Source organism: Fructobacillus pseudoficulneus (assembly GCF_900108455.1).
GTDB classification, from domain to species: Bacteria; Bacillota; Bacilli; order Lactobacillales; family Lactobacillaceae; genus Fructobacillus; species Fructobacillus pseudoficulneus.
Map to the genome: position 1 here is coordinate 18,511 of NZ_FNWS01000006.1, position 23,888 is coordinate 42,398.

23 protein-coding genes and 1 pseudogene are annotated in these 23,888 nt (G+C 44.9%); all 24 read right to left on the reverse strand.

Annotated elements, in window-relative coordinates:
- Nucleotides 1-98: 98 nt before the first annotated feature.
- The 24 genes and pseudogenes from BLW39_RS05485 to BLW39_RS05600 all read right to left on the reverse strand — a co-directional run bounded on the left by BLW39_RS05485 (nt 99) and on the right by BLW39_RS05600 (nt 23,853).
- A complete protein-coding gene (locus tag BLW39_RS05485; RefSeq protein WP_244267949.1) occupies nt 99-662 on the reverse strand; it encodes a YceD family protein in 564 nt (187 codons plus the stop codon).
- Complete coding sequence (locus BLW39_RS05490; RefSeq protein ID WP_059378201.1) at nt 663-1,847, reverse strand: nucleotidyltransferase; 1,185 nt, start codon at nt 1,845-1,847, stop codon at nt 663-665.
- Entirely contained in the window at nt 1,847-2,608 is a 762-nt protein-coding gene (locus tag BLW39_RS05495; RefSeq protein WP_074717827.1) for a class I SAM-dependent DNA methyltransferase, read from the reverse strand. Before BLW39_RS05495 ends, BLW39_RS05490 begins: the two co-directional genes overlap by 1 nt.
- A 74-nt stretch (nt 2,609-2,682) precedes the next feature.
- Nucleotides 2,683-3,057: a ribosome silencing factor gene (rsfS, locus tag BLW39_RS05500; protein WP_059378195.1), complete on the reverse strand. Its 375-nt coding sequence runs from the start codon at nt 3,055-3,057 to the stop codon at nt 2,683-2,685.
- Between the two features lie 9 nt (nt 3,058-3,066).
- Nucleotides 3,067-3,654 (reverse strand): bis(5'-nucleosyl)-tetraphosphatase (symmetrical) YqeK, encoded by a 588-nt coding sequence (yqeK, locus tag BLW39_RS05505; RefSeq protein WP_059378193.1) that lies wholly within the window; start codon nt 3,652-3,654, stop codon nt 3,067-3,069.
- 30 nt (nt 3,655-3,684) lie between these two features.
- A complete protein-coding gene (yhbY, locus tag BLW39_RS05510) occupies nt 3,685-4,002 on the reverse strand; it encodes a ribosome assembly RNA-binding protein YhbY (RefSeq protein ID WP_059378191.1) in 318 nt (105 codons plus the stop codon).
- Nucleotides 4,002-5,180 carry a ribosome biogenesis GTPase YqeH gene (gene yqeH, locus BLW39_RS05515; RefSeq protein WP_059378189.1) on the reverse strand — a complete coding sequence of 393 codons (1,179 nt, stop codon included), beginning with the start codon at nt 5,178-5,180 and terminating at the stop codon, nt 4,002-4,004. The genes yhbY and yqeH overlap by 1 nt, the downstream gene beginning before the upstream one ends.
- The gene (locus BLW39_RS05520; RefSeq protein WP_059378187.1) at nt 5,180-5,743 is read right to left on the reverse strand and encodes a YqeG family HAD IIIA-type phosphatase; all 564 of its coding nucleotides are present in this window, start codon (nt 5,741-5,743) and stop codon (nt 5,180-5,182) included. Before BLW39_RS05520 ends, yqeH begins: the two co-directional genes overlap by 1 nt.
- Nucleotides 5,744-5,852: 109 nt before the next feature.
- Nucleotides 5,853-6,446 (reverse strand): aggregation-promoting factor C-terminal-like domain-containing protein, encoded by a 594-nt coding sequence (locus BLW39_RS05525; protein ID WP_059378186.1) that lies wholly within the window; start codon nt 6,444-6,446, stop codon nt 5,853-5,855.
- A gap of 140 nt (nt 6,447-6,586) precedes the next feature.
- Nucleotides 6,587-7,906, reverse strand: coding sequence for an APC family permease (locus BLW39_RS05530; RefSeq protein ID WP_059378184.1), 1,320 nt, complete (start codon nt 7,904-7,906; stop codon nt 6,587-6,589).
- 250 nt (nt 7,907-8,156) lie between these two features.
- Nucleotides 8,157-9,311, reverse strand: a complete 1,155-nt coding sequence (locus tag BLW39_RS05535; protein ID WP_059378182.1) for a PTS sugar transporter subunit IIC — start codon at nt 9,309-9,311, stop codon at nt 8,157-8,159.
- Between the two features lie 241 nt (nt 9,312-9,552).
- Nucleotides 9,553-10,549: pseudogene (locus BLW39_RS05540) on the reverse strand (D-2-hydroxyacid dehydrogenase).
- A gap of 189 nt (nt 10,550-10,738) precedes the next feature.
- Complete coding sequence (locus BLW39_RS05545) at nt 10,739-11,734, reverse strand: D-2-hydroxyacid dehydrogenase (protein ID WP_059378181.1); 996 nt, start codon at nt 11,732-11,734, stop codon at nt 10,739-10,741.
- Nucleotides 11,735-11,800: 66 nt separating this feature from the next.
- On the reverse strand, nt 11,801-12,412 hold the full coding sequence (locus tag BLW39_RS05550) for an ATP-dependent Clp protease proteolytic subunit (RefSeq protein WP_059378179.1): 612 nt from the start codon (nt 12,410-12,412) through the stop codon (nt 11,801-11,803).
- Between the two features lie 86 nt (nt 12,413-12,498).
- Nucleotides 12,499-13,443 carry a DNA-binding protein WhiA gene (whiA, locus tag BLW39_RS05555; RefSeq protein WP_059378177.1) on the reverse strand — a complete coding sequence of 315 codons (945 nt, stop codon included), beginning with the start codon at nt 13,441-13,443 and terminating at the stop codon, nt 12,499-12,501.
- Nucleotides 13,444-14,409: a gluconeogenesis factor YvcK family protein gene (locus tag BLW39_RS05560; RefSeq protein ID WP_059378176.1), complete on the reverse strand. Its 966-nt coding sequence runs from the start codon at nt 14,407-14,409 to the stop codon at nt 13,444-13,446.
- A 96-nt stretch (nt 14,410-14,505) separates the two neighbouring features.
- The gene (locus BLW39_RS05565; RefSeq protein ID WP_322788005.1) at nt 14,506-15,120 is read right to left on the reverse strand and encodes a JAB domain-containing protein; all 615 of its coding nucleotides are present in this window, start codon (nt 15,118-15,120) and stop codon (nt 14,506-14,508) included.
- A gap of 59 nt (nt 15,121-15,179) precedes the next feature.
- Nucleotides 15,180-16,571 (reverse strand): MFS transporter, encoded by a 1,392-nt coding sequence (locus BLW39_RS05570; RefSeq protein ID WP_074717830.1) that lies wholly within the window; start codon nt 16,569-16,571, stop codon nt 15,180-15,182.
- Nucleotides 16,553-17,767 carry a bifunctional folylpolyglutamate synthase/dihydrofolate synthase gene (locus BLW39_RS05575; protein WP_059378174.1) on the reverse strand — a complete coding sequence of 405 codons (1,215 nt, stop codon included), beginning with the start codon at nt 17,765-17,767 and terminating at the stop codon, nt 16,553-16,555. Before BLW39_RS05575 ends, BLW39_RS05570 begins: the two co-directional genes overlap by 19 nt.
- A gap of 111 nt (nt 17,768-17,878) precedes the next feature.
- A complete protein-coding gene (gene cshA, locus BLW39_RS05580) occupies nt 17,879-19,438 on the reverse strand; it encodes a degradosome RNA helicase CshA (RefSeq protein ID WP_059378172.1) in 1,560 nt (519 codons plus the stop codon).
- Between the two features lie 129 nt (nt 19,439-19,567).
- Nucleotides 19,568-20,752 (reverse strand): serine hydrolase domain-containing protein, encoded by a 1,185-nt coding sequence (locus BLW39_RS05585; protein WP_059378171.1) that lies wholly within the window; start codon nt 20,750-20,752, stop codon nt 19,568-19,570.
- A 9-nt stretch (nt 20,753-20,761) separates the two neighbouring features.
- Nucleotides 20,762-22,105 carry a UDP-N-acetylmuramoyl-tripeptide--D-alanyl-D-alanine ligase gene (locus tag BLW39_RS05590; RefSeq protein WP_059378170.1) on the reverse strand — a complete coding sequence of 448 codons (1,344 nt, stop codon included), beginning with the start codon at nt 22,103-22,105 and terminating at the stop codon, nt 20,762-20,764.
- Between the two features lie 24 nt (nt 22,106-22,129).
- Nucleotides 22,130-23,515: a 23S rRNA (uracil(1939)-C(5))-methyltransferase RlmD gene (gene rlmD / locus BLW39_RS05595; RefSeq protein WP_059378169.1), complete on the reverse strand. Its 1,386-nt coding sequence runs from the start codon at nt 23,513-23,515 to the stop codon at nt 22,130-22,132.
- A gap of 77 nt (nt 23,516-23,592) precedes the next feature.
- Complete coding sequence (locus tag BLW39_RS05600) at nt 23,593-23,853, reverse strand: type B 50S ribosomal protein L31 (protein ID WP_059378167.1); 261 nt, start codon at nt 23,851-23,853, stop codon at nt 23,593-23,595.
- Between the last annotated feature and the right edge of the window lie 35 nt (nt 23,854-23,888).

Below are 23,888 nucleotides of genomic sequence, written 5' to 3' on the forward strand. Positions count from 1 at the left end.
TCCCTCACGACGTCCCTGTATGCTCAACAACTCAGGGGTCGTCGAACAAAAATGAATAAGTTTTAATTTTATTCTACCATAAACGTCTAATTTTCTCATTATTTAAAAAAGTCATCCAATTTGGAGAGACGCGGATCTAGAGTTTTCTCCTCTTTAGCAGCATCTTCTTGACTCTCATCTTGCTGAACGGCAAAGTCCGCTTCAGAGATAACCTGCCAGTCTTTACCGGCAGGTAGGCTTTCGCCTTCTTCTTCAGCAGCCGTCAGAATTTGGCTTGGTAGCACAGCGATAATATTATCCAGGACTACCTGGTCAATGTCAAGGCTATCATTTTCCAAGACAAAAACTGCCTCGTCCTCTTCAAACTTAGACAATTCTTCTGCTGTTGTCACATAAGTTTCATGAATTTGAACCTCAGTTGACCAATCGACCGGTTCTAGTGACCGCGATGATGGTAAAGTTAAATCAGCCTTCACCGTTACTGCCATCACGATTTCTTCGTTTGCTAGCATCCGAATTGTTCCCTGAACATGGACAAGACGAGCATTAATAATTAAATCAGAAAAACGCTCATCAATCAAATTTTGTAAATCTAAATCTTGATCAACCAGCAGTGGACTTTGGCGATACTTTATTAATTGCTGCTTTGCGTATTTCATCATTTACTCTCCTTCTTGTCGATAAATTGGCTTGCGTCCAAGGTCTTGACCAACCTTAACCTGACTTTGTCCAGACAACAGCTGCCAAATTTGCCCCGCCTTATAGTCAAGGCGCAGGTTCGCCTTCGCTAGGCCGGTATCAACCCGCGAAATAATCGGCAATCGTGCCTGGCGCTTGACTGCACTCAAGTAGGCCTGGCCTAAGTCGTTAAAGCCAAGCAGGCGAATATAAGAATCAGCCATGGCGGCTTGCATTTGATCCACCTTAATATTTAAGACCGTGTACAACAATGTCCGTTGGATTCTGGCAAATGTGTACCGCTTTGTCTTGACGGACTTGATGAACGATTGATAGGACTGTGGTCCCTCAACCGCTGCAGCAACCCCCGCCAGGCGGTGTTCCAAGCCTTCGGCCATTTGATAAACCTGGCCTAATTGACCGACCGTATCTGTCAGCAAGCGATAACGTAATAGTTCAAAAAACGGCTTTTCAAAGTCTAAGGTATTGGGCTTAGTTGTCAAAGCGGACCAGGTTGCTTCGGGCACAACGTTTTTAATTTTATCAAACTTACCCTTATGCAGCGCCAACCGAATTGAAGATGCTGAAGCAATCTCTTGGTCATCGGCAAAAGTTTGGTCATGGTAACCAGCTTGCAAGCGGCCAATTGGATGCAAAGCCATTTCTTTACCACTTTGCAAAACCGCCTTAGCATACGAGAAGGCCAAAATATCATTCGGATCTTCCAATGTAAAGCCGGTTTTTTCTTCTAATTGCTGGGCGTAGGCCGAAGCAAAGGTCTGGGTCCGGTCAGTAAACTGCCCTTCACTTTCAATCGCTTGGGCCTGCTTGGCTAGGTCCATAAAGTCAACGTCTGGATGTTCTGAGCCAAAGACTAGGTCTTGAACCCCAAGAGCTTGCAAAATCTCGACTGCCCCTGCAGCAAATAAATGCCCAGGTTGAACAGCATAAAAGACTGGTAATTCTACCACCAAATCAGCACCGGCTTGCAGGGCTAAATCGGTCCGCTCCCACTTATCCAGGATAGCTGGTTCGCCACGCTGGACAAAGTTACCAGACATCACCACCACCGCTAAATCGGCTCCGGTGATTTTTTTAGCCTGGGCAATGTGGTAGGCATGGCCATTATGAAAAGGATTATATTCAGCAATAATACCAACTGCTTTCATTACTTTTCTCCTTTTTGCGCTGAAAAGAACCAGCGGTCGTCTTCACTGCCAGCTTCCTTTTTACCAAAATCAGCACTGACTTGAATGTTCGTAAAGCCGGCTCGCTTTAAGGCCTTCTGGTAATAGGCCAGATCATAGGTCTGCTCGTGGTGCACTTCTCGAACCAAATTAAAGGCGTCGATGTCTTCGTTGTACAAGAAAAATTTCAAATCGTGGTCGACCGAATTTTTTTCGTCACCAGGAAAACTCGTCCACATAAAAATTTGGTCCGGGTTGTCATCGTTATTGTAGCAATAATTATCATACAAAACGTTGACTTGGTACGGGGTAATCACATCAAAGAGGAAGGTCCCACCCTCCTCTAAGTGCTCATAGGCTTGTTGGAGACCTGCTTCAAAATCAACCTTCCCCGGTAAATAGTTAAAGGTATCCGCAAAAGAAACAATCGCCGGATAACGTTCTTCCCAATCAGAAAAGTCACGGATATCAGCTTCAAGCAGCCGCAAGTCAACTTGACTCTCTTCGGCGTGCTTTTGGGCGAGTGCGAGCATTGCCGGTGACAAATCCAGTAAATCGACCTGATAGCCCTTTTGAGCCAGCAAAACGGCTAACCGGCCTGCTCCACCACCTAGGTCCAAGATTTTACCAGCAGGCAAACGTTTTTTCACAAAAGAAAGCCAACCCTGGTACAAGTCGGCGTCAAATAACTGATCATAAAGACCAGCAAATGTTTCGTATGGGGAACTGTTTTCTTGCGTCATTTCAAAATCTCACTTTAACGACAGCGGCTGGTGGTATAACAACTTGTTAGCACCACCAGCCACCTTTTTTATTCTTAATTTACTTCTTCTGCTAAGTATTCCGTCAAATCGACGTTCTCAGCGTCAAACCAGAGACGATCGAGGTGGTAAAAATCACGTGATTCTTCGTCAAAAACATGAACAATCACATCACCTAAGTCAAGTGAGACCCATTCAGCTCGGTCAAAACCTTCAATATTGAGGATTTGGCCGCCTAGCTTTTGCACTTCATCTTTGACTTCCCGGACGATTGCTTGTACCTGCCGGTTAGACCCGGCAGAGGCAATTACAAAGTAGTCGGCCAATAATGAGACTGACCGCATATCAAGTGCGGTAATTTGTTCACCGTGCTTGCTGTCAATTGCCTGAATTGTTGCTTGCAATAAATCCTTTGAATCGATTGCTGTCATACATTCTCCTTATTTGCTCGAAAAGTGACGAGCCCATTCGTTATAGCTGGCAACGGTCTTCGGGTAAATTGGATTACCCTGATCAGCCAAAAACGCCAATGTGTGTTTTAGCTGATAGAAAACCCCTGCATCAAGCGACTGATCCGTGATCTTCCTAGCTTCCTCCACCCCGGGGAAGGTACGCCCGGTTTCGAGGTAATCGGCCATAAAGACCACTTTCGCTAGGGGAGACATCGCCACGCCGTCACCGGTCGTGTGGTTCACAACCGCATCCAGAATGGCCGGATCGTTAATGCCCAATTCTTCTCGAATCATCACAGCGCCAACAACCCCGTGCCAAATTGACCGGTTCCAGTTTTTTAAGTCTGGATCCAGGTCAAATTGGTCAATCACCTTTAAAAAGTCCTCGGCTGGCCGTTCCTTGGCATAATCATGGACCAAGCCGGCTAAGGCCGCCTGTTCTTCGTCAAGGTGATTTTCCTTAGCCAACTTAATGGCATAGTCCTTTACCCGTAAACAATGCTGAAAACGACCGTCTGACAAATGTGCTTTGACTTTTTCTTCGATTGTTTTCAATTCTTCTGCAAAAGTGGTCATGCAAACCTCCCATCGGCCTATCGGCCAGATTTAAGCTAAGCTTTCAACTTCTAATGAATACTTCATGTACTTGGCATCATTGGCAGCTTGGTAAAGCACCAAGGTTTTACCAATCACCTGGGCAACCGTGATGTTTGAATTATCTTCAATAAACTGGGCCAGGTCTTTAGCTGACCATTCTGTCCCCTGTTGAAGGTTAACCTTAATTAGTTCACGCTTAGCCAAGGCTTTGTTGACTTCCGCCAACCATTCAACGTTTGCACCAGCTTTCCCAACCGAAAAAATCGGAGTTAAGCCATTGGCTGCTGAACGAAGGTAGCGCTTTTGTTTTCCTGTTAAATCTTGCATTAAATCATTGCCTTTCGAACGAAAACGCCAACCCCTTCAGGGGCATAGGCTTGAACATGGATACCAGCTGGTAAGGTAATAAAACCAAGGCCCGCATAAACCAAGTCCATTTTTTCGCTTATTTTAAATTCGTATTTGGCCAGCTGAACATTTTCGTCCTTTGGCGCTGGTGACAATAGGTCGCCGCGGTGCTTTTCAAAAAATTCTGATGCACCTGCTTGTTTAGTTCGATGGATTTTCAAATTATTTTCAAAGTAAGCCGTGACTGCCGTCTTGCTGTCATCGCTAGCGCCACTAACTAAATCAAAGCGGGCTAGGCCACCAAAGAACAGTGTTTGTTCCGGATTTAATTGATAAGTCCGGGCCTTAATCTCAGCCTTTGGCAAGACATACTTCAAGTCCTTGTTGCTCACCCAATGAGCATACTGGTCTTTTTTGATAATTCCAGGTGTATCAATCAGTGCTTTTCCATCATCCAAAGGAATCGCAATTTGATCCAAAGTTGTTCCTGGGAAACGCGAAGTCGTAATCAATTCCTGCACGCCGGTTTTGGATTTAATAATTTGGTTAATGAATGTCGACTTACCAACATTAGTTGTTCCAACAACATAAACGTCGCGGCCGGCCCGCAATTCATCAATTTTATCCAAAATCGCATCCAAATTCTTTGGATGAGCAGCAGAGGTTAACTCAACACCAACCGCGTTGATCCCCTGCTCCTTGAGCTGACCCTGAACCCAAGCCTTGAGCTTATGCTCCTTGAGGGATTTTGGTAACAAATCAACCTTGTTAGCCACGACTAAAATTGGATTATCCTTCCCAACAAAGCGAGGTAGGCCAGGAATCGTCGAACCAGAAAAATCAAACAAATCGACTACATAAACAATCAAAGCATGATTTTCTGACACCTGGTGGAGCAACTTGGCAAAATCATCATCGGTTAAATCAACCGGCTGGATTTCGTTGTAGTGGCGCAAACGGAAACAGCGCTGGCATAGCAGCTGCTCGGAAGCCAGAGCCTTTCTCAGCGCAGACATTGGCAAATAGCCAACACCATTTGGGTCCTTTACTTGCATCAAAGCACCACAGCCAATACAGTACAATCCCTCTTCGAGGGCCTGGCTTACTTCTTCTTCAGTTGCCACTGATGCTTGTTGTTCAAAGTTCTCTTCTGTCATTAATTTGTCTTATTATCCTTTGATTCTGCTGCGACACCCAATGAATCATGCCAAATTGGTCCGCCAAACTTACGATAAATAATTCGTTTTGCTAGCTTTTCAATTGACCGGTTCAGCCAAGTTTGCCACATGTCGGATTCAACTAGCTGCTTGACCAAGACTGAACGAACCCCCGCTAGGTGAGCCGCCCAGACGTCGGTCAGCATTTGGTCACCGACCATTAGGACTTCTTCTTTTTTCAAGCCCTGCTTTTTCAAAACCTTTAAAATTCCGCGTGGCAATGGCTTCAATGACCAGGCCACATAGTCAACATCTAATCCAGCAACCGCCTTTTTTACTCGGTCCCAAGTGTTGTTTGAAACAACAACAACCTCAATATCGGCTTCTTTTAGCTCTTGCAACCAAGCGTGTAGCTCTGGTGTGCCATTGGGATTGTTCCAGGCAAGCAGTGTATTATCGAGATCAGTCAACACTGCTTTGATACCTTGGTCTTTTAATTCAGCCACTGACAAATCATAAACTGATTTGACAAGATAGGTTGGCTTCAAGAAATTAAGGGCCATATTTATCTTCCTTTTTGTTTACTTAGCTCTATTATACACGAAAACCACCTGTTTTAGACAGCAAAAAAGGACCCCAAAGCGGAGCCCTCCCTAAGTAATTTCCTAAATTTTAGTACCAACCATTGTTTTGGAAATGGATAATAGCATTGGCAACAGAACCATAGCGGGCAGCAATGTACCCTTGCATAGCCTGTAATTGAACAGCATAGTTTCCTTGGTAATTTTGACCAGCTGCATAAGTTGCATATGCAGATGGTGACAATTGACCAATTCCGTAGAATGATCCGTTTTGCGCATTCACGTTTCCACCAGATTCGCGAGAAATCAACCAGTTGATATCACCTGAAGCAGATGCGCTGGTTGTCGTTGTGGTCGTTGTTGCTGGTGTAACGGTTGTCTGCGTTGCAGAAGATGAAGCCAAAGTTGAGACAGTTGCTGAGCTTTGATTATTGCTATCATCTGATTCGCTGCTTTGTGAATCGTCTGAGCTAGCCACAGTTTGGCTAGCAGCAGTATCTTCAGCAGTCTTAATGGCGTTAACTGAAGAATCCACAGCAGTTGAAACCGTTTTTGTATTCACCGAACCAACAGTCTTAACCGCTTGATCAGTAGTCGATTTCCCTTTATTAAATTGTGAGTTGGCGGCAGTCAGTGCTAAACCGGCTACAGCCATACTAGTAATTAAAACTTTATTAAACATCATGGTTATTATTTTCCCCAATCAATATTACAAGAATATTAAAACAGATAACGCTTCCGTAACATCGGTCAAGGAAATATACAAAACAACTTTATCTTGTATAAGAAATAGCCATATTTTGCTAGTTCACGATTATCTAACGATTATTTTTTACGATTAAGCCACCAGAAAATTGGCAAACCAAGTAAAATAATGATAACCGAAATTAGCACACCATGCAAATCATTTAGCAATTCGGAAATTTCAACATACAAAGATCCAAGGATGGCGATCACCGGAATAACCGGGTAAAGCGGCATTGAGAAGGTCCGCTTTTCCCCCTTTGGATCACGACGACGCAAAATGAAAGCACCAATAAATACCAGGATATAAAATAGGAAGGTCACGAAAATCGCATAATCAGATAACTGATCCGGATCCGTCAACAGCATCATCACGTAGGCGATAACGACCATAAACCAAATAGCATTGTTTGGCGTCTTTGCGCGATGATGAATCTTGGCAAAGCTCTTAGCAAAGATAAAGTCACCCTTTTTGGCCATAACGTACAAAATCCGCGGAAACGAGACAACTTTACCATTCAGAGTTCCAATTAAGGAAATCAAAATGGCAACTGACAAGACGCGGCCACCCCAGTAGCCAAAGGCATTCGTTGCCATCTTCAGGGTTGTATTTTCACCAAGGTTCACAATTTCGTTGGCCGTTAATGAACGATAAGCCCCATATGAAATTCCCATATAGGCAACAATCACAATCAAAATTCCAGTAATAATGGCCTTTGGCAAAACCTTTTGTGGGTTTTTAATTTCACCAGAGATGTTGGCCAAAGTAACCCAACCATCATAGGCAAACAACGTTGCCAAAACGGCGACACCAAAGCCACCCATGCTACCATGAGACATCACTGTCACTGTTTGTCCTAGTGCATCATGCTTACCAAAGAACAAGCCAAAAATAATCAAGGCCACAATTGGCAACATCTTAATCGTCGTCGTGATCACTTGAAAACCGGCCGAAAAATGATTAGGAATTGAATTGACCAAGCCCACAAAGGCTAAGGCTGCCATTCCTGCTGGCAATGACCATGAGCTACCAAGGCCAAATAAGGCAACAAAGAGAACACCAAAGTAAGCTGAGATGGCCCCCATCATTGCTGGGCCATAAAAGATTACTTGCATCCAACCGGCCAAATAGCCGACCGTCTTTCCATACAAATGAGTTAAATAGGAATAAATTCCACCGGTTTCAGCCATTTGTGAACCAACTTCAGCAACCGTCATCCCGGCCGTTAAGGTTAAGATTCCACCGGCCAACCAAGCCCAGAGGGCGGTATTGGTGTCACCTGCAGTTTGCAAGACGGATCCTTGCTTAAAGAAAATTCCGGAACCAATAATTGTTCCAATTACGAGCGATAATGATGACCAAAGGCCAAAGCCTCTGTTCAACTTGTCTTCTTCTGCCATGATGGCCCTCCACTTTCTATAACAATTGACGTTAACTATCTTAACATATATTCGGACATAGCTGGTATATTTTCTCATAATTACTTTTAAAAATAACCATATACGAACAATATTATTTTTATAAAAACAATCGTTAATCTTTTTACCTTTTAAAAATTAAAAGATACCCAAGAATTTTATCGAAAAAACGATTGGAAGGCAAGAAAAAACGGGTCAGATAAATCATCTGACTCGCTTTAACGATTAATGCTTAAAGTTCTTGCTTCAAGTCTGTTGGTTGATACCACTTCAACAAGTTAGCAAAGACATATTGTGCAATCAAGGCTGCAATCACCGGAATCACTGCCCATGCAATAATTCCAACCACCGGCGTGATGTAGTGGCTGATGATTGAGCTAGGAATAGCTGAGTCTTTGATCATTGATTGCAATGGTGAAACCATCCCAATGTAACCAAAACCAGCGGTCGTTGATGTTCCTTGAATGTCAAAGAGCGCAACTGAAATACTTGAAAGAGCAGCAGCAAACATAAATGAAAGCAACATCACCGGCTTCTTAAAGATTGAAGGCATCATTCCCTTCATCGCACCCAAGAAGATGGCAATCGTAGTTCCCTTTTTGTTCACTTTCCATGAGTTAATCACCAAGACAAGCGTTGTCGCAACAACACCCATGGCAGCTGCACCAGCAGCCATTCCGTGTAGGTTAATTGCCAAGGCAATTCCAACGGTTGAAATTGGCGTGATAATAATCACGGCAAAGGCCATCGCAATCAAAATTGCCATTGGCATTGGGGCTAATTTGGTAAACGATTCAACCATATCCCCAATCCATGAAGTGATGTGGGCAACATATGGTGCCATTTCCTTACCAAGCAAACCAACACCACCAGCCACAACGATTGGTGACAAGATAATTGCCACGGAACCAAAGCCACCAAGGTAACGATCAATCAGCCACAAGGCAACGACGGCAATCCCGGCCACCAACATTGCGTTGATAACATCACCGGCCCCGTTAGCAACATACAAACGGGTTGGTGCAAGCAAGGCTTTACCAGTTAATGGATGAACACTGCCGGCCTTAGCCATTGTCCATTGAATTGAATTTGAAGCAGCCAAAGTTGCCAAGGCAACAATTCCGGTATCCAAAGGCTTCATTTTGAAGTTCATAGCCACTGCCATTCCAATCAAAAACGGTACCATTGAAGTAAATAGTGTCAAAATCGCGGCAAAGTCAGCACCAAGGTCGGTCTTACCCATTCCCGAGAACTGAATCACATATTTCATAACGGCAGCCGGAAGGACACCAATCAAAATTCCTTGGGCTGAACCCGAAAGCACCTTGAAAAAGAAGTCCTTAACGCCGAGTGACTGCTGACCAGAGAACTGTTCTGTCGTAGTCATATTTTTTCCTCCATCTTCACTTCTTGTGAAGTATTATTTTTAACGTATTAATTATACCAGATTTTTTAAGAAATATAAATTTTTTCAGATATTCACCCGACTTTTTTTGATTATTTTGCACTTTTATCTAGTTAATTTATAATCGTTTTAATAAAATTAAAAAAATGACATTTTTGCCTGACTTTGCCCTCATAAGTGACAACAAAAAAGCAATTGTCCGTGAACAATTGCTAACAAACTTTTAAAATTTAACTTCAACCGCTGATTCTTCACCCTTGGCAAAGGCCACAGCCGCATCCATTGATTGATGAACCATCTCTGTAATCGAAGTCGTCGTGTAAAAGGCAACGTGAGGTGTTACCAAAACATTGTCTCGGTCGATCAGGTCTGCCAAACGGCTATCAGGGAATTCCTTATCAGACCAATCCAAGTCAAAGATTCCAGCTTCTCCTTCATAAACGTCAATGGCTAAGGCACCCACCCTTACCGGAATCAAGGCCCGCAATGACATCATCCGTATCGAGCAGGTTACCGCGCGCAGTATTGACGATGACTACGCCGTCCTTCATCTTAGTGATGCTTTTTTTGTTAATTAAGTGGTGGTTTTCAGGAATACCCGGTACATACAAGGCAATTGCATCGGCCTGTGCATATAAGTCCGCCAACGAATCAACGTAGATACCCGTTTCTTGCAGCGCCGGATTAGGGAACTTATCATAAGCAACCACTTTTGCCCCAAAGCCCTTGAGGATGTTAATGGCCTTACGACCGATATTACCAGTTCCAATAATTCCGACTGTTTGCATCCGCATTTCTCGGCCAATTGTTGGCGCCCAGCGTAAGTCATGCTTAGCCACCTTGGCGTCCATTGGCTTAGTTTGCCGCAATAATCGTGATAGTTGAATCATCGAGTGTTCCGCAATCGCATTTGGCGAATACATTGGCACATTTGATACGCGGAAACCGAGCTTTTTGGCCGCTGTAAAGTCAACATTGTCCGTTCCGACATTTCGCAGCGATATACTCTTGATACCGATATTTGCTAGAGCTGTTAATAGCTCTTCGCTGTAGGCCGTTAGTTGCAAAACGTTAATGGCGTCAAAGCCCTTCGCTAGATCAACCGTTGCCAGAGTCAAAATTTCTTGTGTATAAGCCACTGTCACATCAGGATGCTGGCTTTTCCATTCCTCTAGGGCCGGCTTTTCATCTTCACGAATTCCATAAGCAAAAACTTTCATTTTGTCCTCCATTTAGTAAATTTACAATAAAAGTATTTTACGCTCTCCTGCTAAAAAGGTCAACTAAGTTGTCTAATTATAACAAGATAATTCATCGACTAAAAACCGCCTATTGGACTGTGAAGCTAATGGTTGTTCAATTAAAAATAAAAGAGCTAGGAATAATCATTCCTAGCTCTTTCAAATCAATTAAAACTTAACAGCGATTGCAGGTGTTTCACCCTTAGCAAATGATACAGCGGCATCAAATGATTGGTGAACCATTTCGTCAACGGCCTTAGTAGTATAGAAGGCAATGTGTGGCGTAACCAAAACATTGTCACGTGAAATCAAGTCAGCGATCTTTGGATCAGGGAATTCCTTACCTGACCAGTCTTCGTTGAACAAACCAACTTCGTTTTCGTAAACGTCCATTGCGAAGTCAGAAACCTTACCTGAGTTCAAACCGTCGATAACAGCGTCAACATCAACCAAGTTTCCACGAGAAACGTTTACCAAAACAACGCCGTCCTTCATCTTAGCGATGTTTTCCTTGTTGATCAAGTGATGGTTCTCAGGAACACCAGGAACGTACAATGAGATGGCGTCTGCTTGTGCAAACAATTCATCCAAAGTATCAACGTACAATCCTTCTTCTTGCAATTCCTTGTTAGGGAACTTGTCAAAGGCGATAACCTTAGCACCAAATCCCTTCAAGATGTTGATGGCCTTACGACCGATGTTACCAGTTCCGATAACTCCAACAGTTTGCATGCGCATTTCGCGACCAATAGTTGGTGCCCAACGCAAGTCGTGCTTAGCAACCTTTTCGTCCATTGGCTTCGTACGACGGAGCAAACGAGACAATTGAATCATTGAGTGTTCTGCAATAGCATTTGGTGAGTAAACGGGAACGTTTGAGATGTTGAAGCCAAGTTCCTTAGCGGCATCAAAATCAATGTTGTCCGTACCAACGTTACGCAAAGACATGTTCTTTACACCAACAGCTGCAAGGGCTTCCAAAGTTTCCTTTGTATAGTCCAATTGTTGGTAGACAACTGCTGAGTCAGAACCTGCAGCTAACTTAGCAGTTTCGGGCGTCAACAATTCCTGTGTGTATTCTACCGTTACTTCAGGGTTTTGCTTTTCCCAATCTTCCAAAGCTGGCTTTTCATCATCGCGAATTCCGTAAGCAAAAATTTTCATTTTCGTCCTCCAAATTAAATATCTAACAATATTATACACTACAATTCATCAAAATATGTGATGATTTTACTTATTTTTCAAAGTTATTGGCTTTTCGCCGGCTTTTTCCATGATTCCGTCAATCAAACCGTATTTCAGCGTTTCTTCAGCCGACATCCAGAAATCACGCTCCGTATCATGCGCAATTTCATCTAGGCTCTTGCCTGAACCATCAGCCAAGATCTTGTTTAACTTGTTACGAGTCTTAGTCAATTGGTCAGCAATAATGGCCATATCTGTTTGTTGGGTACCGCCGGCAGCACCACCCATTGGTTGGTGAATCAAGTATTCCGCATTTGGCAACATGAAACGGTGACCCTTTTCACCAGATGCGGCAATGATGGTTCCCATCGAGGCAGCCAGTCCCATAACAATGGTCGTGACCGGTGCCTTGATGAAGTTCATCGTATCGGTAATTGACAAACCGGCCGTCACAGAACCACCCGGTGAGTTAATATACATAGAAATTTCTTTTTCAGGATCTTGAGCTTCCAAAAATAGCAATTGTGCAACAATTGAAGTTGCCATGCTATCCTCGACCTCTCCTTGGACCAAAATAATTCGGTCCTTTAGCAAACGTGAGGGCAAGTCATAAGATTCACGTCCGTTTGCAGTTTGTTCAATTACTCCTGGCCACATAGCAGTACTCCTTTATTTCTCTTCTTAGAACAACATTGTAACGCATTTTTCAAACAACGCCAAAGTCTTCGCCTACTTTAACAACATTAAATATCATCCAGATTAAAGTCTTCTTGTTCTTCAATCATTTTGGCTAACTTAGCCAGCTTACGCATCCGGTGATTAGCACCCGACTTGGAAATCTCTAAGACATCCCCAATTTCCGCCAGCGACCCATCCGGGTGTTCCAGTCTCGCTCGAGCAAAGTCGGCCAGCTTTGGTGGTAAATCATCCAAGTCACCAATCTTACCTTGAATGGTTAGGATTGCCTGAACCTGGCTATTCGCCGCTACGGCGGTCCGCTGCAAATTCGCCATATCAGCGTTATTGACGCGGTTCACCGAATTTCTCGTATCCCGAGCAATCCGAATATCGGCAAAGTGGAGCATCGTTTCGACTGCCCCAATCAGTTTCAAAAAATCAACAATTTTTTCGGCCCGCTTCATGTAAACAATGTAGCCCGAATGGCGGTCAGCAACTTTGACCGGCAAGTCAAAGCCCGTGATCAGGGTCACCAACTGCTCGGCTAAAGCCTCATGACTAGTATAGATTTCCAAATGATAATTGGCTTTTTCAGGTGAATTGACCGAACCGGCAGCCAGAAAGGCACCGCGTAAGAAGGCCTGTTTCTTTTCTTCGTTATTCAGTAACCAAGCGGGTACCTCTTGGTCAATTCCGAGCGGGTCGACTCCTAGGTCTTCCAAGATATCCGCGACCTGATTTTGCAAAACCACAATCAGGGTTTTCCGCTCCGTCAGGGCGACCCGTTTGTTAACTTGAACGTCGACCGGCACCGCTGGATAAAGCTGCTTAATCAAAGTATAAATACGCCGGGCAATGGCGGGGTTTTCCGTTTGGACCCGAACCTCTTGGCTCATCCCCCAAGTGGAAACACCGTTCATCTGCAGCAGTGCTGCCAATTCTGACTTGGCGGCATCATTTGAGACAATTCGACCGGTTAATTCTTTTTTCACTTCTGCCGCGTAAGACATTTACTCCTCCACTAAGGATAATAGAACATCGGTCACCTTTTGACCATCATGGAAGGCACCAGCATCACGTAGGGCTAAGAAGTCGCCAGAGATGCCCTTGGCCCCCTCTTGTTCGATAGCCTCTGGGTCTTGGATTACCTGCTTTGAAATTTCACCCCATTTTTGATAATCAACAAAGTCTGCCGGCACTTCTTGATCATTAGTTAAGACGTAGTCAACTAACTGTGCTTGCAGGTGCTTGTTCAAAACTTGCAAATGTTGGGCATCGGTATAGGCATCCGTCTCACCCTTTTGGGTCATGATGTTGGCAATGTAAACCTGCTTGGCTTTGGTCTTTTGTAAGGCTTCGCGGATTCCAGGGACAACAATGTTTGGCAAAATTGAGGTAAACAATGATCCCGGCCCATAAACAATTAAATCAGCCGATAAAATGGCCTCAATTGCTTCTGGACTTGCTTGAATATCTTGATTGCCTTCATTATCAACCACCCAAACGTGATCAAGCGCCTGATGGGCAGCCGTAATCGAGGCCTCCCCCTTTAACTCTTCGCCATGCTTCGTTTCAGCATGCAAAATCAATGGTTGCTTAGCAACCGGGTAGACATGTCCCTTGATTTTTAGATAACGGGCTAACTTTGCAATTGCCTGAGAAATATCGCCCGTCATCTCAGTTAGGGCAGCAATTAGCAAATTTCCAACCGCATGCTTGGCCAAAAAGTCGTCATCAGTTTTAAAGCGATATTGGAATAAATCCAAAATATCTTGGTCTCCTTCAGACATCGCCACTAAAATATTGCGAATATCCCCAGGTGGAATAATGTTGACATAATCACGGAGAAGCCCTGACGATCCACCATCATCGGCAACCGTCACAATCGCTGTTAGATCAACGTTTTGTTGAACGAGCGGCTTGATGATTACTGGTAGACCCGAACCCCCACCAATCATCACAATTTTTGCAGTCATTTCGCGGTTCTCTCCCTTGTTTATACTGCTACTATTTTACCATTTTTCCTAAATATGCGGTGTTAGAAAGCAAGGATAATTCCAAACTGAAAGTTCTTATTCATCTAGGAGGTGTTCCCATAATTGTCCCTTTTCCTGCATCGACCAATAACCGTCTTTGCTAACAATAAAGGCATCCAACAGCGGTAAATTGAGTTCTTGGCCAACATCGTAAAGGCGCTTCGTAAAGCGCTTATCTTGAACCGAGGGCCGTAAATTACCGGAAGGATGATTATGGGCAATAATAATGGCGTAGGCGTTTGCCTTTAACGCCCGTTGAAAGATTTCTCGTGGCGAGGCAGATACCTCAGTCAGCGTGCCAACAAAAACCACTTCCCAACCAATCACATCCAACTGCGTGTTTAAGAGCGCTAAAAAGAGCTGTTCTTGTTTGAGGTCCCCCAGTTTTTCCTGGGCAAAAGCCCCGACCAAGCTCGAGTGCCTGGCCGACAGTAACACCGGCCGACTTTCTTTGGCTAATTGAAAGCCCATCCCGATTGCTATCAGTAAGGCCCGGTTCATTTGCGGGTTTTCCGCAATAAAGTCCGTCCGCGTATCCTCATCCATTTCCAAAAAATGATAATTTTCCGGAAAATACAGTGAAAAAATCTCTGTATTCTTTTTAGCATCTTGTTCCAAGATTTGATAGAAATCAAAAACCTGTTTTTTCATCTTTATCACCTCTACAGTGTTTAGACGAAAAAACAGGTTATCAATTTCATTAAACTTTTTTAGACTGTTTGCTCAGCTCGGACCTTTTTCATGACCGAAATCGATAACCAAATGGCCAAGGCAATCATGATGACGTCCAAGCGATAAGTCCATTGGATTCCAGCCAAAGTGTTTGCTGACAGGTCACCTGCCCCCTTTTGGAAGACAGAGACGATCGATGCAGCCAAGGCAATTCCAACGGCTGCCGAATAGTTATTCACCGCCGCAAAGATTGAATTACCGGCACTATGGAAGTTGTGGTCCAAATGTGAAATGGCATTGGTCATGTTATTTCCAAACCAGAAACCACCACCAAGTTGACTCAGGGTAAAGCCAATCGTCATTGACCAGACGTTAAATGGCAGCAAAACCATCCAGACCATTCCGGCACCAATCAATGTCAAACCAATCATATTTGGAATTCGAGCACCATAGCGATCATAGAGGTTACCAGAGATAATTGACATAAAGGCATAGCCAACGGCTCCTGGGAAGAGTGACAAACCAGCCACACTTGAGTTTTGCTTCAAGATTAATTGTAGTCCCATTGGAATGGCATAGTTAAAAGTCAAATTGACGATTTGAATCAAAATGGCCGCAAAGACCGCCTGACGAAACATTGGCAGCGTGAACATCTTTGGTGAAAGCAAAGGATCTGCTTCCTTGCGGGCATATAGGTAATAGCCCCCAATCCCGGCAATCATTGCCACCAAGGCAACCAAACTGGCCGGATTCAACAGGCCATGGCTTGAAAGCCGGTCAATTGTGATCAAGCCACCAATAAAGAAGCAAGATAGCAAGAGCCAACCAACAAAGTCAAAGTGAGCCTTACCGACCTCATCAATTTGCTGGATGGTAAACCAACCTAAAATCAAGGCGAACAATTGGATTGGCAAAACTACCCAAAAAATCATGTGCCAACCATAAAAGGCAGTCAAGAAACCACCAAATGCGGGCCCTAAGGCTGGCGAGAAAGAAACAATCAAAGAAGCTAAGCCAATCATCGTTCCCCGTCGGTTATCAGGTACCTGCTCGAAAACAACATTGTTCATCAATGGCAGGCCAACCCCCGCACCAACACCCTGAAGCAACCGACCAAACAGCACCACATAAAACTGACTGGAAGTCGCATCGATGGAAATTCCAATCAAAGAAATTACGCCGGCCACCATAAACTGTGACCGATTGCTAAAGCGCTTCTTTAACCAAGGAGACATGATGATAATCATCGACGTCAGCAAAATCACCCCAGAAGTGAGCCACTGAACCGTTTCCCCGTCCACGTGTAGTTCTTCCATTAGGTCGGGGAAGGAAACGTTCAAAGCAGTTTCCAGCATAATATCGGTAAAGCCTAAAAGAGCAATCGCTAAGATACTAAAAATTAGCCGAGGGCTTAGGACTTTTTCTTGCATAATTTTCTCCTTACATCACTGATAAAGTACAGCGAACCAGTTACCACAACGCTTCGTTGCTTTTGCTCAGCCAAAGCTTTTTCCAATGATTCATACCAATCAACTTGCTGACCCATCTCCTCAACGACTTCAGCCTGTGTCAGCCCCGGACGGCCAGTCAAACCAGCAAAAGGAACAAAGACCAGCCGAATGTCTTTATCCGCCGCTAATTCCCAAAAGGCCTGATCAACATTTTTATCGGCCAAAGCAGCGATGATCACCGTGACCGGCCCCTTGATTTCCTGTTGAATCGTTTGGTGCAAGGCATGTAGGCCAGCTTGGTTATGCGCCCCGTCCAAATACAACCCGGGTTGTACTTCTTCAAATCGCCCTGGTAAAAAGGCCTTTTTCAAACCTGAAGCAATCGTACTGTCTGCCAGTTCGGGGTTAAAAGCCCGCAAAGCCGCAACTGCTGTTGCCGTATTTTCCGCCTGAAAAGACCCATGCATGCCCGATTGGAATTCACCAACTACACCAACTTGAACAGGACTACGCTGTTGATTAGCCTGGTCGACAATCACGGACTGAGCACCGGCCGGCAGGTTAGGCCCCAAAATGGTGATGGTCCCTTCTTTAATAATGCCGGCCTTTTGAGCAGCAATCTCTTCCACGGTATTGCCAAGCATGGCCTGGTGGTCCAAGGCAACCGTGGTAATCACGGCCACCTTCGTCGTGGTTAAGACATTGGTAGAATCATAACGGCCACCAATGCCCACCTCGATCACGGCCAGGTCCAAATTTGCTTCAACGAAATAAACCAACATGATGGCAGTCACCATTTCAAATTCGGTTGGCTGTAATCGCTGTGCGGAATCACTTTCAACCTGATCAATGGCGGTTTGAACCCGATTGGCATAATGAACCAGGTCAATTGGTTCAATCAGCTGGCCATTAATCTGAAAGCGCTCGCGAAAGTCAACGATGAAGGGTGAAGTAAAACTACCCACCCGATACCCAGCTTCTTTGGCAACCGCACTTACCATTGTCGCCACCGAGCCCTTACCGTTGGTGCCGGTAATGTGGATGGCCGGGGGCATTTGCTCTTCTGGATGATTTAAGGCTGACAACAGTGCCTGCATCCGTTCAAAACTATCTTTTTTGCCAGCTTTCGGCCGACTATGAATGGCTGCAACCGCCTCGTCTAAACTCTTAAACATCTTTTCTCCCAATTAATTCAGTACATTCATTATAAAACAGAAAAACCGTCTGACAACAGACGGTTTCACTATTTTTTTATTAAAATTCAAGCGACCAAACAGTCGAACTGATTAATCTTTTTCGCGAACAGTGAAGTCACGGCGGCGACGGTTGCCACCACCTTGATGTCCACCACGGTTATCGCGGTTTTCAGAGTGTGAACGGTTACCTGAACCACCCTTGCGGTAGCCTCCACCATTCCCATTGCGACGGCCGTTACCGTTACCACGGTAACCACCACCATTACCATTTGAACGACGGTTACCACCGCGATAGCCACCACGACGTGATGATGAGCTACCCTTACGACGTGGCAAAGGACGTTCGCGTGACAAAACAACTGGTGCGTTTTGCTTGTCCAAGCCAGCTACGGCAGCCAACAAACCAGCAGCTAATTGTTCAGCTGTGAATTGTGACGTCATTTGGTTAACTTGTTCTTGCAACTCAGCTGGGTTCAAGCCCTTGATGGTTGCGGCTGCAGTGTCGATGGCACCGTTAATTCGACCAATTCGAGCTTCCTTCAAAGTTGCAGGTTGCAATGGCGTCATGCGCTTCTTCGTCAAGTCTTCAACGGCACGCAAGTAATCCATTTCGTTTGGTGCAACCAAAGTCACTGAAACACCTTCGGCACCGGCACGACCAGTACGGCCGATACGGTGAACGTATGATTCTGGGTCTTGTGGAATATCAAAGTTATAGACGTGACTCACGTCCTTAACATCCAAACCACGGGCAGCAACATCTGTTGCCACCAAGAGGTTAATTTCATGGGCCTTAAATTGGTCCAAAACCCGTGACCGCATTTGCTGGGTCAAATCACCGTGCAAGCCGGCAGCACGATAACCACGTGCTTCCAAACCACGAGCCAATTCTTCAACACGGCGCTTTGTCCGACCAAAGACGATACCCAAGAATGGTTCTTGGATATCAATTGTCCGAGTCAAGGCATCAAACTTTTCTTCGTGACGAACACGAATAAAGTATTGGTCAACCAAATCAGTGGTCAATTGCTTGGCCTTAATTTGGATATATTCGGGGTCGGTCATAAACTTCATCCCGATTCGCTTAATTGCTTCTGGCATCGTTGCGGAGAACAACAATGTCTGACGTTGGTCTGGCACTTGAGCGATGATGGCTTCAATGTCATCCAAGAAGCCCATGTTCAACATTTCGTCGGCTTCATCCAAGACCAAAGTCTTGACACCACCAAGCTTGGCAGTCTTACGGTTAATGTGGTCTAACAAACGACCAGGAGTTCCTACTAAGATTTGTGGGTGTGACTTCAAGCCCTTAATTTGTGGGCGAATATCGGCGCCACCAAAGACAACTTGAACGTTAACTGACTTATCTGAGCCAAGCTTCTTCAATTCTTCAGCGGTCTGAATAGCTAATTCACGCGTTGGTGAAATAATCACTGCTTGAATGTTTTGATCATTCAAGTCAATGTTTTCCAAGATTGGCAAACCAAAGGCGGCTGTCTTACCAGTTCCTGTTTGCGCTTGACCAATGACGTCCTTACCAGCAAGGGTCAATGGAATCGTCTTTTCTTGGATGGGGGTTGCTTCAACGTAGCCGTGGGCTTCGATTGACTGCAAAATGGCTTGTGACAAGCCGAGTTCATTAAACTTCAAAATTATCTCCTTTTTGCGCACTGGTTAAGCGCGCCCAGGCCCCTCTTCGGGCCGTTTCCATTATAAACGTGCAACCAGCACGTCAAAAAATACACCAAGCAGTTTATAGTCTAGCTGGGCCGACTCGTTTTATGAGGGAATCTTTGATCCCGTTAACTTTTGATAAATTTCATGAGACAAACCTTCAAAGGTATGTCCCTTATAGTACTGGTTGGCCAACAGAATAACCGCATCCTGACCGTTCTTACCAATCACAGCCGAGGGCTCATAACCATTAAAGATACCGTGTGAGGTATAAACATCCCCATAACGATACAAACCAGACGTGTAGTGCGCTGGCAAATGTTGTTCCACCAAACTTAATGGGTTGGCAAAATACTTACCGTTAAAGAAGAGCCAATAGGCCCGGTAAAGCATTCCGGCAGACATTGCCAAGTTTCCAGTTCCGGTTTCTCGTTGATATTCAACTTCAGTCACACCCGTTGGTGTATCTAAACTCTTTTGGTAGCCCAAGGCCGCCTTATCGTCGCTGTGGAATTTGTCATAATCTTCCACGTTCAGATGATACTTTTGGTTAAAGTATTGCTTGGTCAACGTATCAAAAGACTGACCAGTAATTTTCATCAAGATACCGGCTAAGAGACGGTAGTTGACTGGCTGATACGTCCAACCTCTTCCAGAACCAATCGCTGCTCCCGTCGGATTAGTATTGTCAGCGGAAAACTGGGCATTATCTGCTTCCGTGGTAAAGGTCGTTGGCTGCAGCTTTTGTTGCAAGCCCGAAGTCATCGTTAACAAATCCCGAATCGTAATTTGGTCGGCATTCGGGATATTTGGGTAATACTTGTCTAGGTGGTCATCGTAAGACAATTGCTGGTTGGCAACTGCCTGGCCAATCAAGACTGCCGTCAAAAATTTAGCGGACGAAGCAATATGATAGACCGTCTGTGCATTATTGTGCCACTGTTTGCTTGAATTAGCAAAGCCATAACCTTGATTTAAGACAATTTCTCCATTTTTAACCAATAAAGCTGTCCCAGTGAAGTTAGCATTTTTCAAATCTTGGTCAATTTCTTGGGCCGTCTTGGTCTGTGGCTCCAAATCAAGTTTCAAATTTTTGCTGTTAGCAGCTGAAAACGTTTTTTGCGTGGTGGTCGTTAAAACCGCTGTCGGTGTTGTCTTATTGATTTTGGCCAAGCCAATCGCACCGGCCATACAAAGCAAAATCAAAACCACCATTGATAGTGCCAGCCAATGGTCTTTAAACCATAACAATTTTACTCGTTCAGGAAATATATCAACCCGCTTTAACATGAAGACCTCCTACTTCCCTGGGGGTACTAACTCATCCACTACCTTTTCAAGATGAATACCGTGACTAGCCTTCAAAAAGACACAGTCATCAGCTTTCAAAACGGCCAACAAATCCTGACCGAGTTGCTCAACTTGATTGCTTTGATACTGGTGAATAATTTCTTCGGAGAGATTCTTCTTCAATGCGGGTCCAAGATTATCAACCATCAAAGGCCCAATTAAATAAACAGCCTTTGGTTGTGCCTGGAAAACGGCATCAGCCAGACCAGCATGCAGGGCTGGTCCCTGTTCGCCCAACTCCAACATATCACCTAAGACAACAACCAGGTTGGCTGTTTGTTCCTTAGCCAAAGCTAGTAAGACTTCTTTGGTAGCCGTTGGGTTAGCGTTATACACATCCGAAATCACCATTGCCCCATTTTTTGCAGTCAAAATTTGGGTGCGGTTTTTCGTCAAAGTGAAATTTTTCAAGGCGCTGGCAATGGTCATCAAATCGATGCCAAAAGCCTGGCCAACACGAATCGCCGCTAAGGCATTCCTAACATTATACCGACCCAAAATCGGAATTGCAAACCGTTGACCCTGATCAACAAATTGCGTTTCCTGTAATGACTCCACGCATTCGGCCGGTTCTGTCCCAAAGCTTTGCGTGTTGCTTGGCAAATTAGCCGCCTCTTGCAACAGTGGTTCGTCTGCTGGAATCAAGAATAGTCCGCCGGGCTTCAACCCCGCCGTAATTTCAAGCTTAGCCTGCGCAATCTTTGCCCTAGTCTTGAAAAATTCCAAATGGGCTTCACCAATCATCGTGATCACGGCCACATCGGGTTGGGCCAACTTTGATAAGAAGGTCAGCTGACCTGGTCGGTCCATCCCCATTTCCAATACCAGCATTTCAGTTGTTTCTGGCATCGTTAAGATGGTGAAAGGCAAACCAATTTCGTTATTAAAGTTAGCTGGCGTCTTAAAGGTTTGGTATTTTTGTGCCAAAACCGCCGCCACCATATCCTTGGTTGTGGTCTTACCGTTTGAACCAGTAATGGCCACAACCTTTGGCTGAACCTGCTTTAAGTAAAATTTAGCCAAGTCCTGCAAGCCAACCAATGTGTCATCAACGACTACTGCTGGTACATCACCACCAATGACATGTTCAGTTTGCGCCAAAACAGCCACGGCACCACTTTGCAAGGACTGATCGATATAATCATGGCCATCATTATCGCCAACTAGGGCAACAAACAGGTCACCGGCCTTCACCTGCCGTGAGTCAAAGGTGACTCCTTGAATGGCAGCCTGGGTTTGGCCCTGAATGCTTCCACCGGTTGCAGTCGCAATGTCTTGTAAAGAAAGCTTCATTACTTTTTCCTCAGAATTAAATTATTAATCATTCTTTTTTAATACCGTGATTGTCTCAATATGTGCCGTTTGTGGGAACTGATCCACTGGAACAACCGGCCCAGCAACATGATAGCCTAAATCTTGGAATAATGCGACATCTCGAGCCGCCGTAATTGGATTACATGAAACGTAAACCACCCGGTCGGGCCCCATTTGGGCCGTACTTTCAATCAATTTTGCTGTCAGGCCACGGCGCGGTGGGTCAACAAAGACAACATCCGGTTGAATTCCGGCTGCCTGCCAGTCCGCAAACTGGTCTGGCGCATCCCGCTCGATATAAGTCGCGTTTTGAATGTGATTGATTTGCAAATTCTTATTGGCATCGACCACGGCGCCGGGGACAACTTCGACCCCAATCACCTCTTTTACCCGGTCGGCAACCGAAATTCCAATCGTTCCAATACCGGCGTAGGCATCAACCACCAAATCCGTTGGCTGCAAATCCGCTAAATCAGCTGCTTTTTGGTACAGCTTTTCCGTCATCACTGGATTTACCTGGTAAAAGGAGTTTGGTCCAATCAAGAACTTTTTACCCAACAAGGTATCTTCAATCTGGTCTTCTCCTGCCAAAGTCCGATTATTTGGGCTCAGCAAAACATAGTCCTTCTTGGGGGCAAAGTTCAAGATCAATGAGGTTAAGTCCGGCAATGCCGCTTGGATATCGGCAACCAAACCGGCTTCATCGGCTAATTCTTGCTCGTTGGCTACCAAAACAACCATCAGCTGCTTGGAATAGTAACCCCGGCGCACCATGATATAGCGAATGGCGCCCTCTTCTAAGTCCGGGTCAAAGGCGGAGATGCCTCGTTGCGCAATAATCTCACGCACGATGACAATCACTTCGTCCAACCGCTGGTCATTGACATAATAGTCTTCCATCGGTACCAAATGATGACTGCCGCGCTGATAAAAACCAGACAGTAACTGGCCATCTTGCCACTTTAGCGGTACCACCGTCTTATTGCGGTAATAGGTTGGCGTGGTATCCATGGTGATTGGATCAGCCACATCAACTTTGAGACCTGCATCGTGGAAGTTTCGTTGGACAATTTCTTTTTTGAAAGCCTTCTGGTCTGGATAGGGCCAGTTGACCAACGGAGCCGTTCCGGCTTCAATCAGGTACTGTCGGTCCTGGTTGTCCCGACCGGCTGACGGCTTGATCCAAGCGACAATTCGGCCATAAGCCGAATGCTTATCAACCTGAATGATTTCAATTTCCACCTCTTCACCGACCATGGCGTCTGCCAGGTAGACCGGATAGTCTTTGGCAGGGGTCACATAAGCCAGGCCCATTCCGTTTTGCCGGATATGATCAATTGTCACCACCAGGTGTTGATTTAATTTTACGGGAACCTGCGTCTTGGCCATTTGCCCTCCACCACTCGACTAAAATTATCCAGATAAAGGAAAAACGCCCACCAAGGTGAGCGTTTTTATCCAACAACTTAGTTGTTGTTCTTGAAACCGAAGTTTGCGAATTTCTTGTTAAACTTGTCAACCGCACCATCAGCTTGAGTAAACTTCTGCTTACCAGTGTAGAAAGGATGGGAATCTGAAGTGATTTCCATACGTACTGATGGGTATTCTTGACCTTCAAAGTCAGTAGTAGTTTCTGTTTCAACAACAGATGCTGACAAGAACTTCTTACCAGTTGCGGCATCAATAAATACAACTGGACGGTAGTCTGGATGGATGTCTTTTTTCATGAGTATCTCCTTAGCGCCCTGATTCATAAGAACCA

Bases quoted from the DNA above. Each gene is read 5' to 3' on its own strand.
- BLW39_RS05485 (WP_244267949.1), bottom strand. From the start codon at position 662: ATGATGAAATACGCAAAGCAGCAATTAATAAAGTATCGCCAAAGTCCA.
- BLW39_RS05490 (WP_059378201.1), bottom strand. From the start codon at position 1,847: ATGAAAGCAGTTGGTATTATTGCTGAATATAATCCTTTTCATAATGGC.
- BLW39_RS05495 (WP_074717827.1), bottom strand. From the start codon at position 2,608: ATGACGCAAGAAAACAGTTCCCCATACGAAACATTTGCTGGTCTTTAT.
- rsfS (WP_059378195.1), bottom strand. From the start codon at position 3,057: ATGACAGCAATCGATTCAAAGGATTTATTGCAAGCAACAATTCAGGCA.
- yqeK (WP_059378193.1), bottom strand. From the start codon at position 3,654: ATGACCACTTTTGCAGAAGAATTGAAAACAATCGAAGAAAAAGTCAAA.
- yhbY (WP_059378191.1), bottom strand. From the start codon at position 4,002: ATGCAAGATTTAACAGGAAAACAAAAGCGCTACCTTCGTTCAGCAGCC.
- yqeH (WP_059378189.1), bottom strand. From the start codon at position 5,180: ATGACAGAAGAGAACTTTGAACAACAAGCATCAGTGGCAACTGAAGAA.
- BLW39_RS05520 (WP_059378187.1), bottom strand. From the start codon at position 5,743: ATGGCCCTTAATTTCTTGAAGCCAACCTATCTTGTCAAATCAGTTTAT.
- BLW39_RS05525 (WP_059378186.1), bottom strand. From the start codon at position 6,446: ATGATGTTTAATAAAGTTTTAATTACTAGTATGGCTGTAGCCGGTTTA.
- BLW39_RS05530 (WP_059378184.1), bottom strand. From the start codon at position 7,906: ATGGCAGAAGAAGACAAGTTGAACAGAGGCTTTGGCCTTTGGTCATCA.
- BLW39_RS05535 (WP_059378182.1), bottom strand. From the start codon at position 9,311: ATGACTACGACAGAACAGTTCTCTGGTCAGCAGTCACTCGGCGTTAAG.
- BLW39_RS05545 (WP_059378181.1), bottom strand. From the start codon at position 11,734: ATGAAAATTTTTGCTTACGGAATTCGCGATGATGAAAAGCCAGCTTTG.
- BLW39_RS05550 (WP_059378179.1), bottom strand. From the start codon at position 12,412: ATGTGGCCAGGAGTAATTGAACAAACTGCAAACGGACGTGAATCTTAT.
- whiA (WP_059378177.1), bottom strand. From the start codon at position 13,443: ATGTCTTACGCGGCAGAAGTGAAAAAAGAATTAACCGGTCGAATTGTC.
- BLW39_RS05560 (WP_059378176.1), bottom strand. From the start codon at position 14,409: ATGACTGCAAAAATTGTGATGATTGGTGGGGGTTCGGGTCTACCAGTA.
- BLW39_RS05565 (WP_322788005.1), bottom strand. From the start codon at position 15,120: ATGAAAAAACAGGTTTTTGATTTCTATCAAATCTTGGAACAAGATGCT.
- BLW39_RS05570 (WP_074717830.1), bottom strand. From the start codon at position 16,571: ATGCAAGAAAAAGTCCTAAGCCCTCGGCTAATTTTTAGTATCTTAGCG.
- BLW39_RS05575 (WP_059378174.1), bottom strand. From the start codon at position 17,767: ATGTTTAAGAGTTTAGACGAGGCGGTTGCAGCCATTCATAGTCGGCCG.
- BLW39_RS05585 (WP_059378171.1), bottom strand. From the start codon at position 20,752: ATGTTAAAGCGGGTTGATATATTTCCTGAACGAGTAAAATTGTTATGG.
- BLW39_RS05590 (WP_059378170.1), bottom strand. From the start codon at position 22,105: ATGAAGCTTTCTTTACAAGACATTGCGACTGCAACCGGTGGAAGCATT.
- rlmD (WP_059378169.1), bottom strand. From the start codon at position 23,515: ATGGCCAAGACGCAGGTTCCCGTAAAATTAAATCAACACCTGGTGGTG.
- BLW39_RS05600 (WP_059378167.1), bottom strand. From the start codon at position 23,853: ATGAAAAAAGACATCCATCCAGACTACCGTCCAGTTGTATTTATTGAT.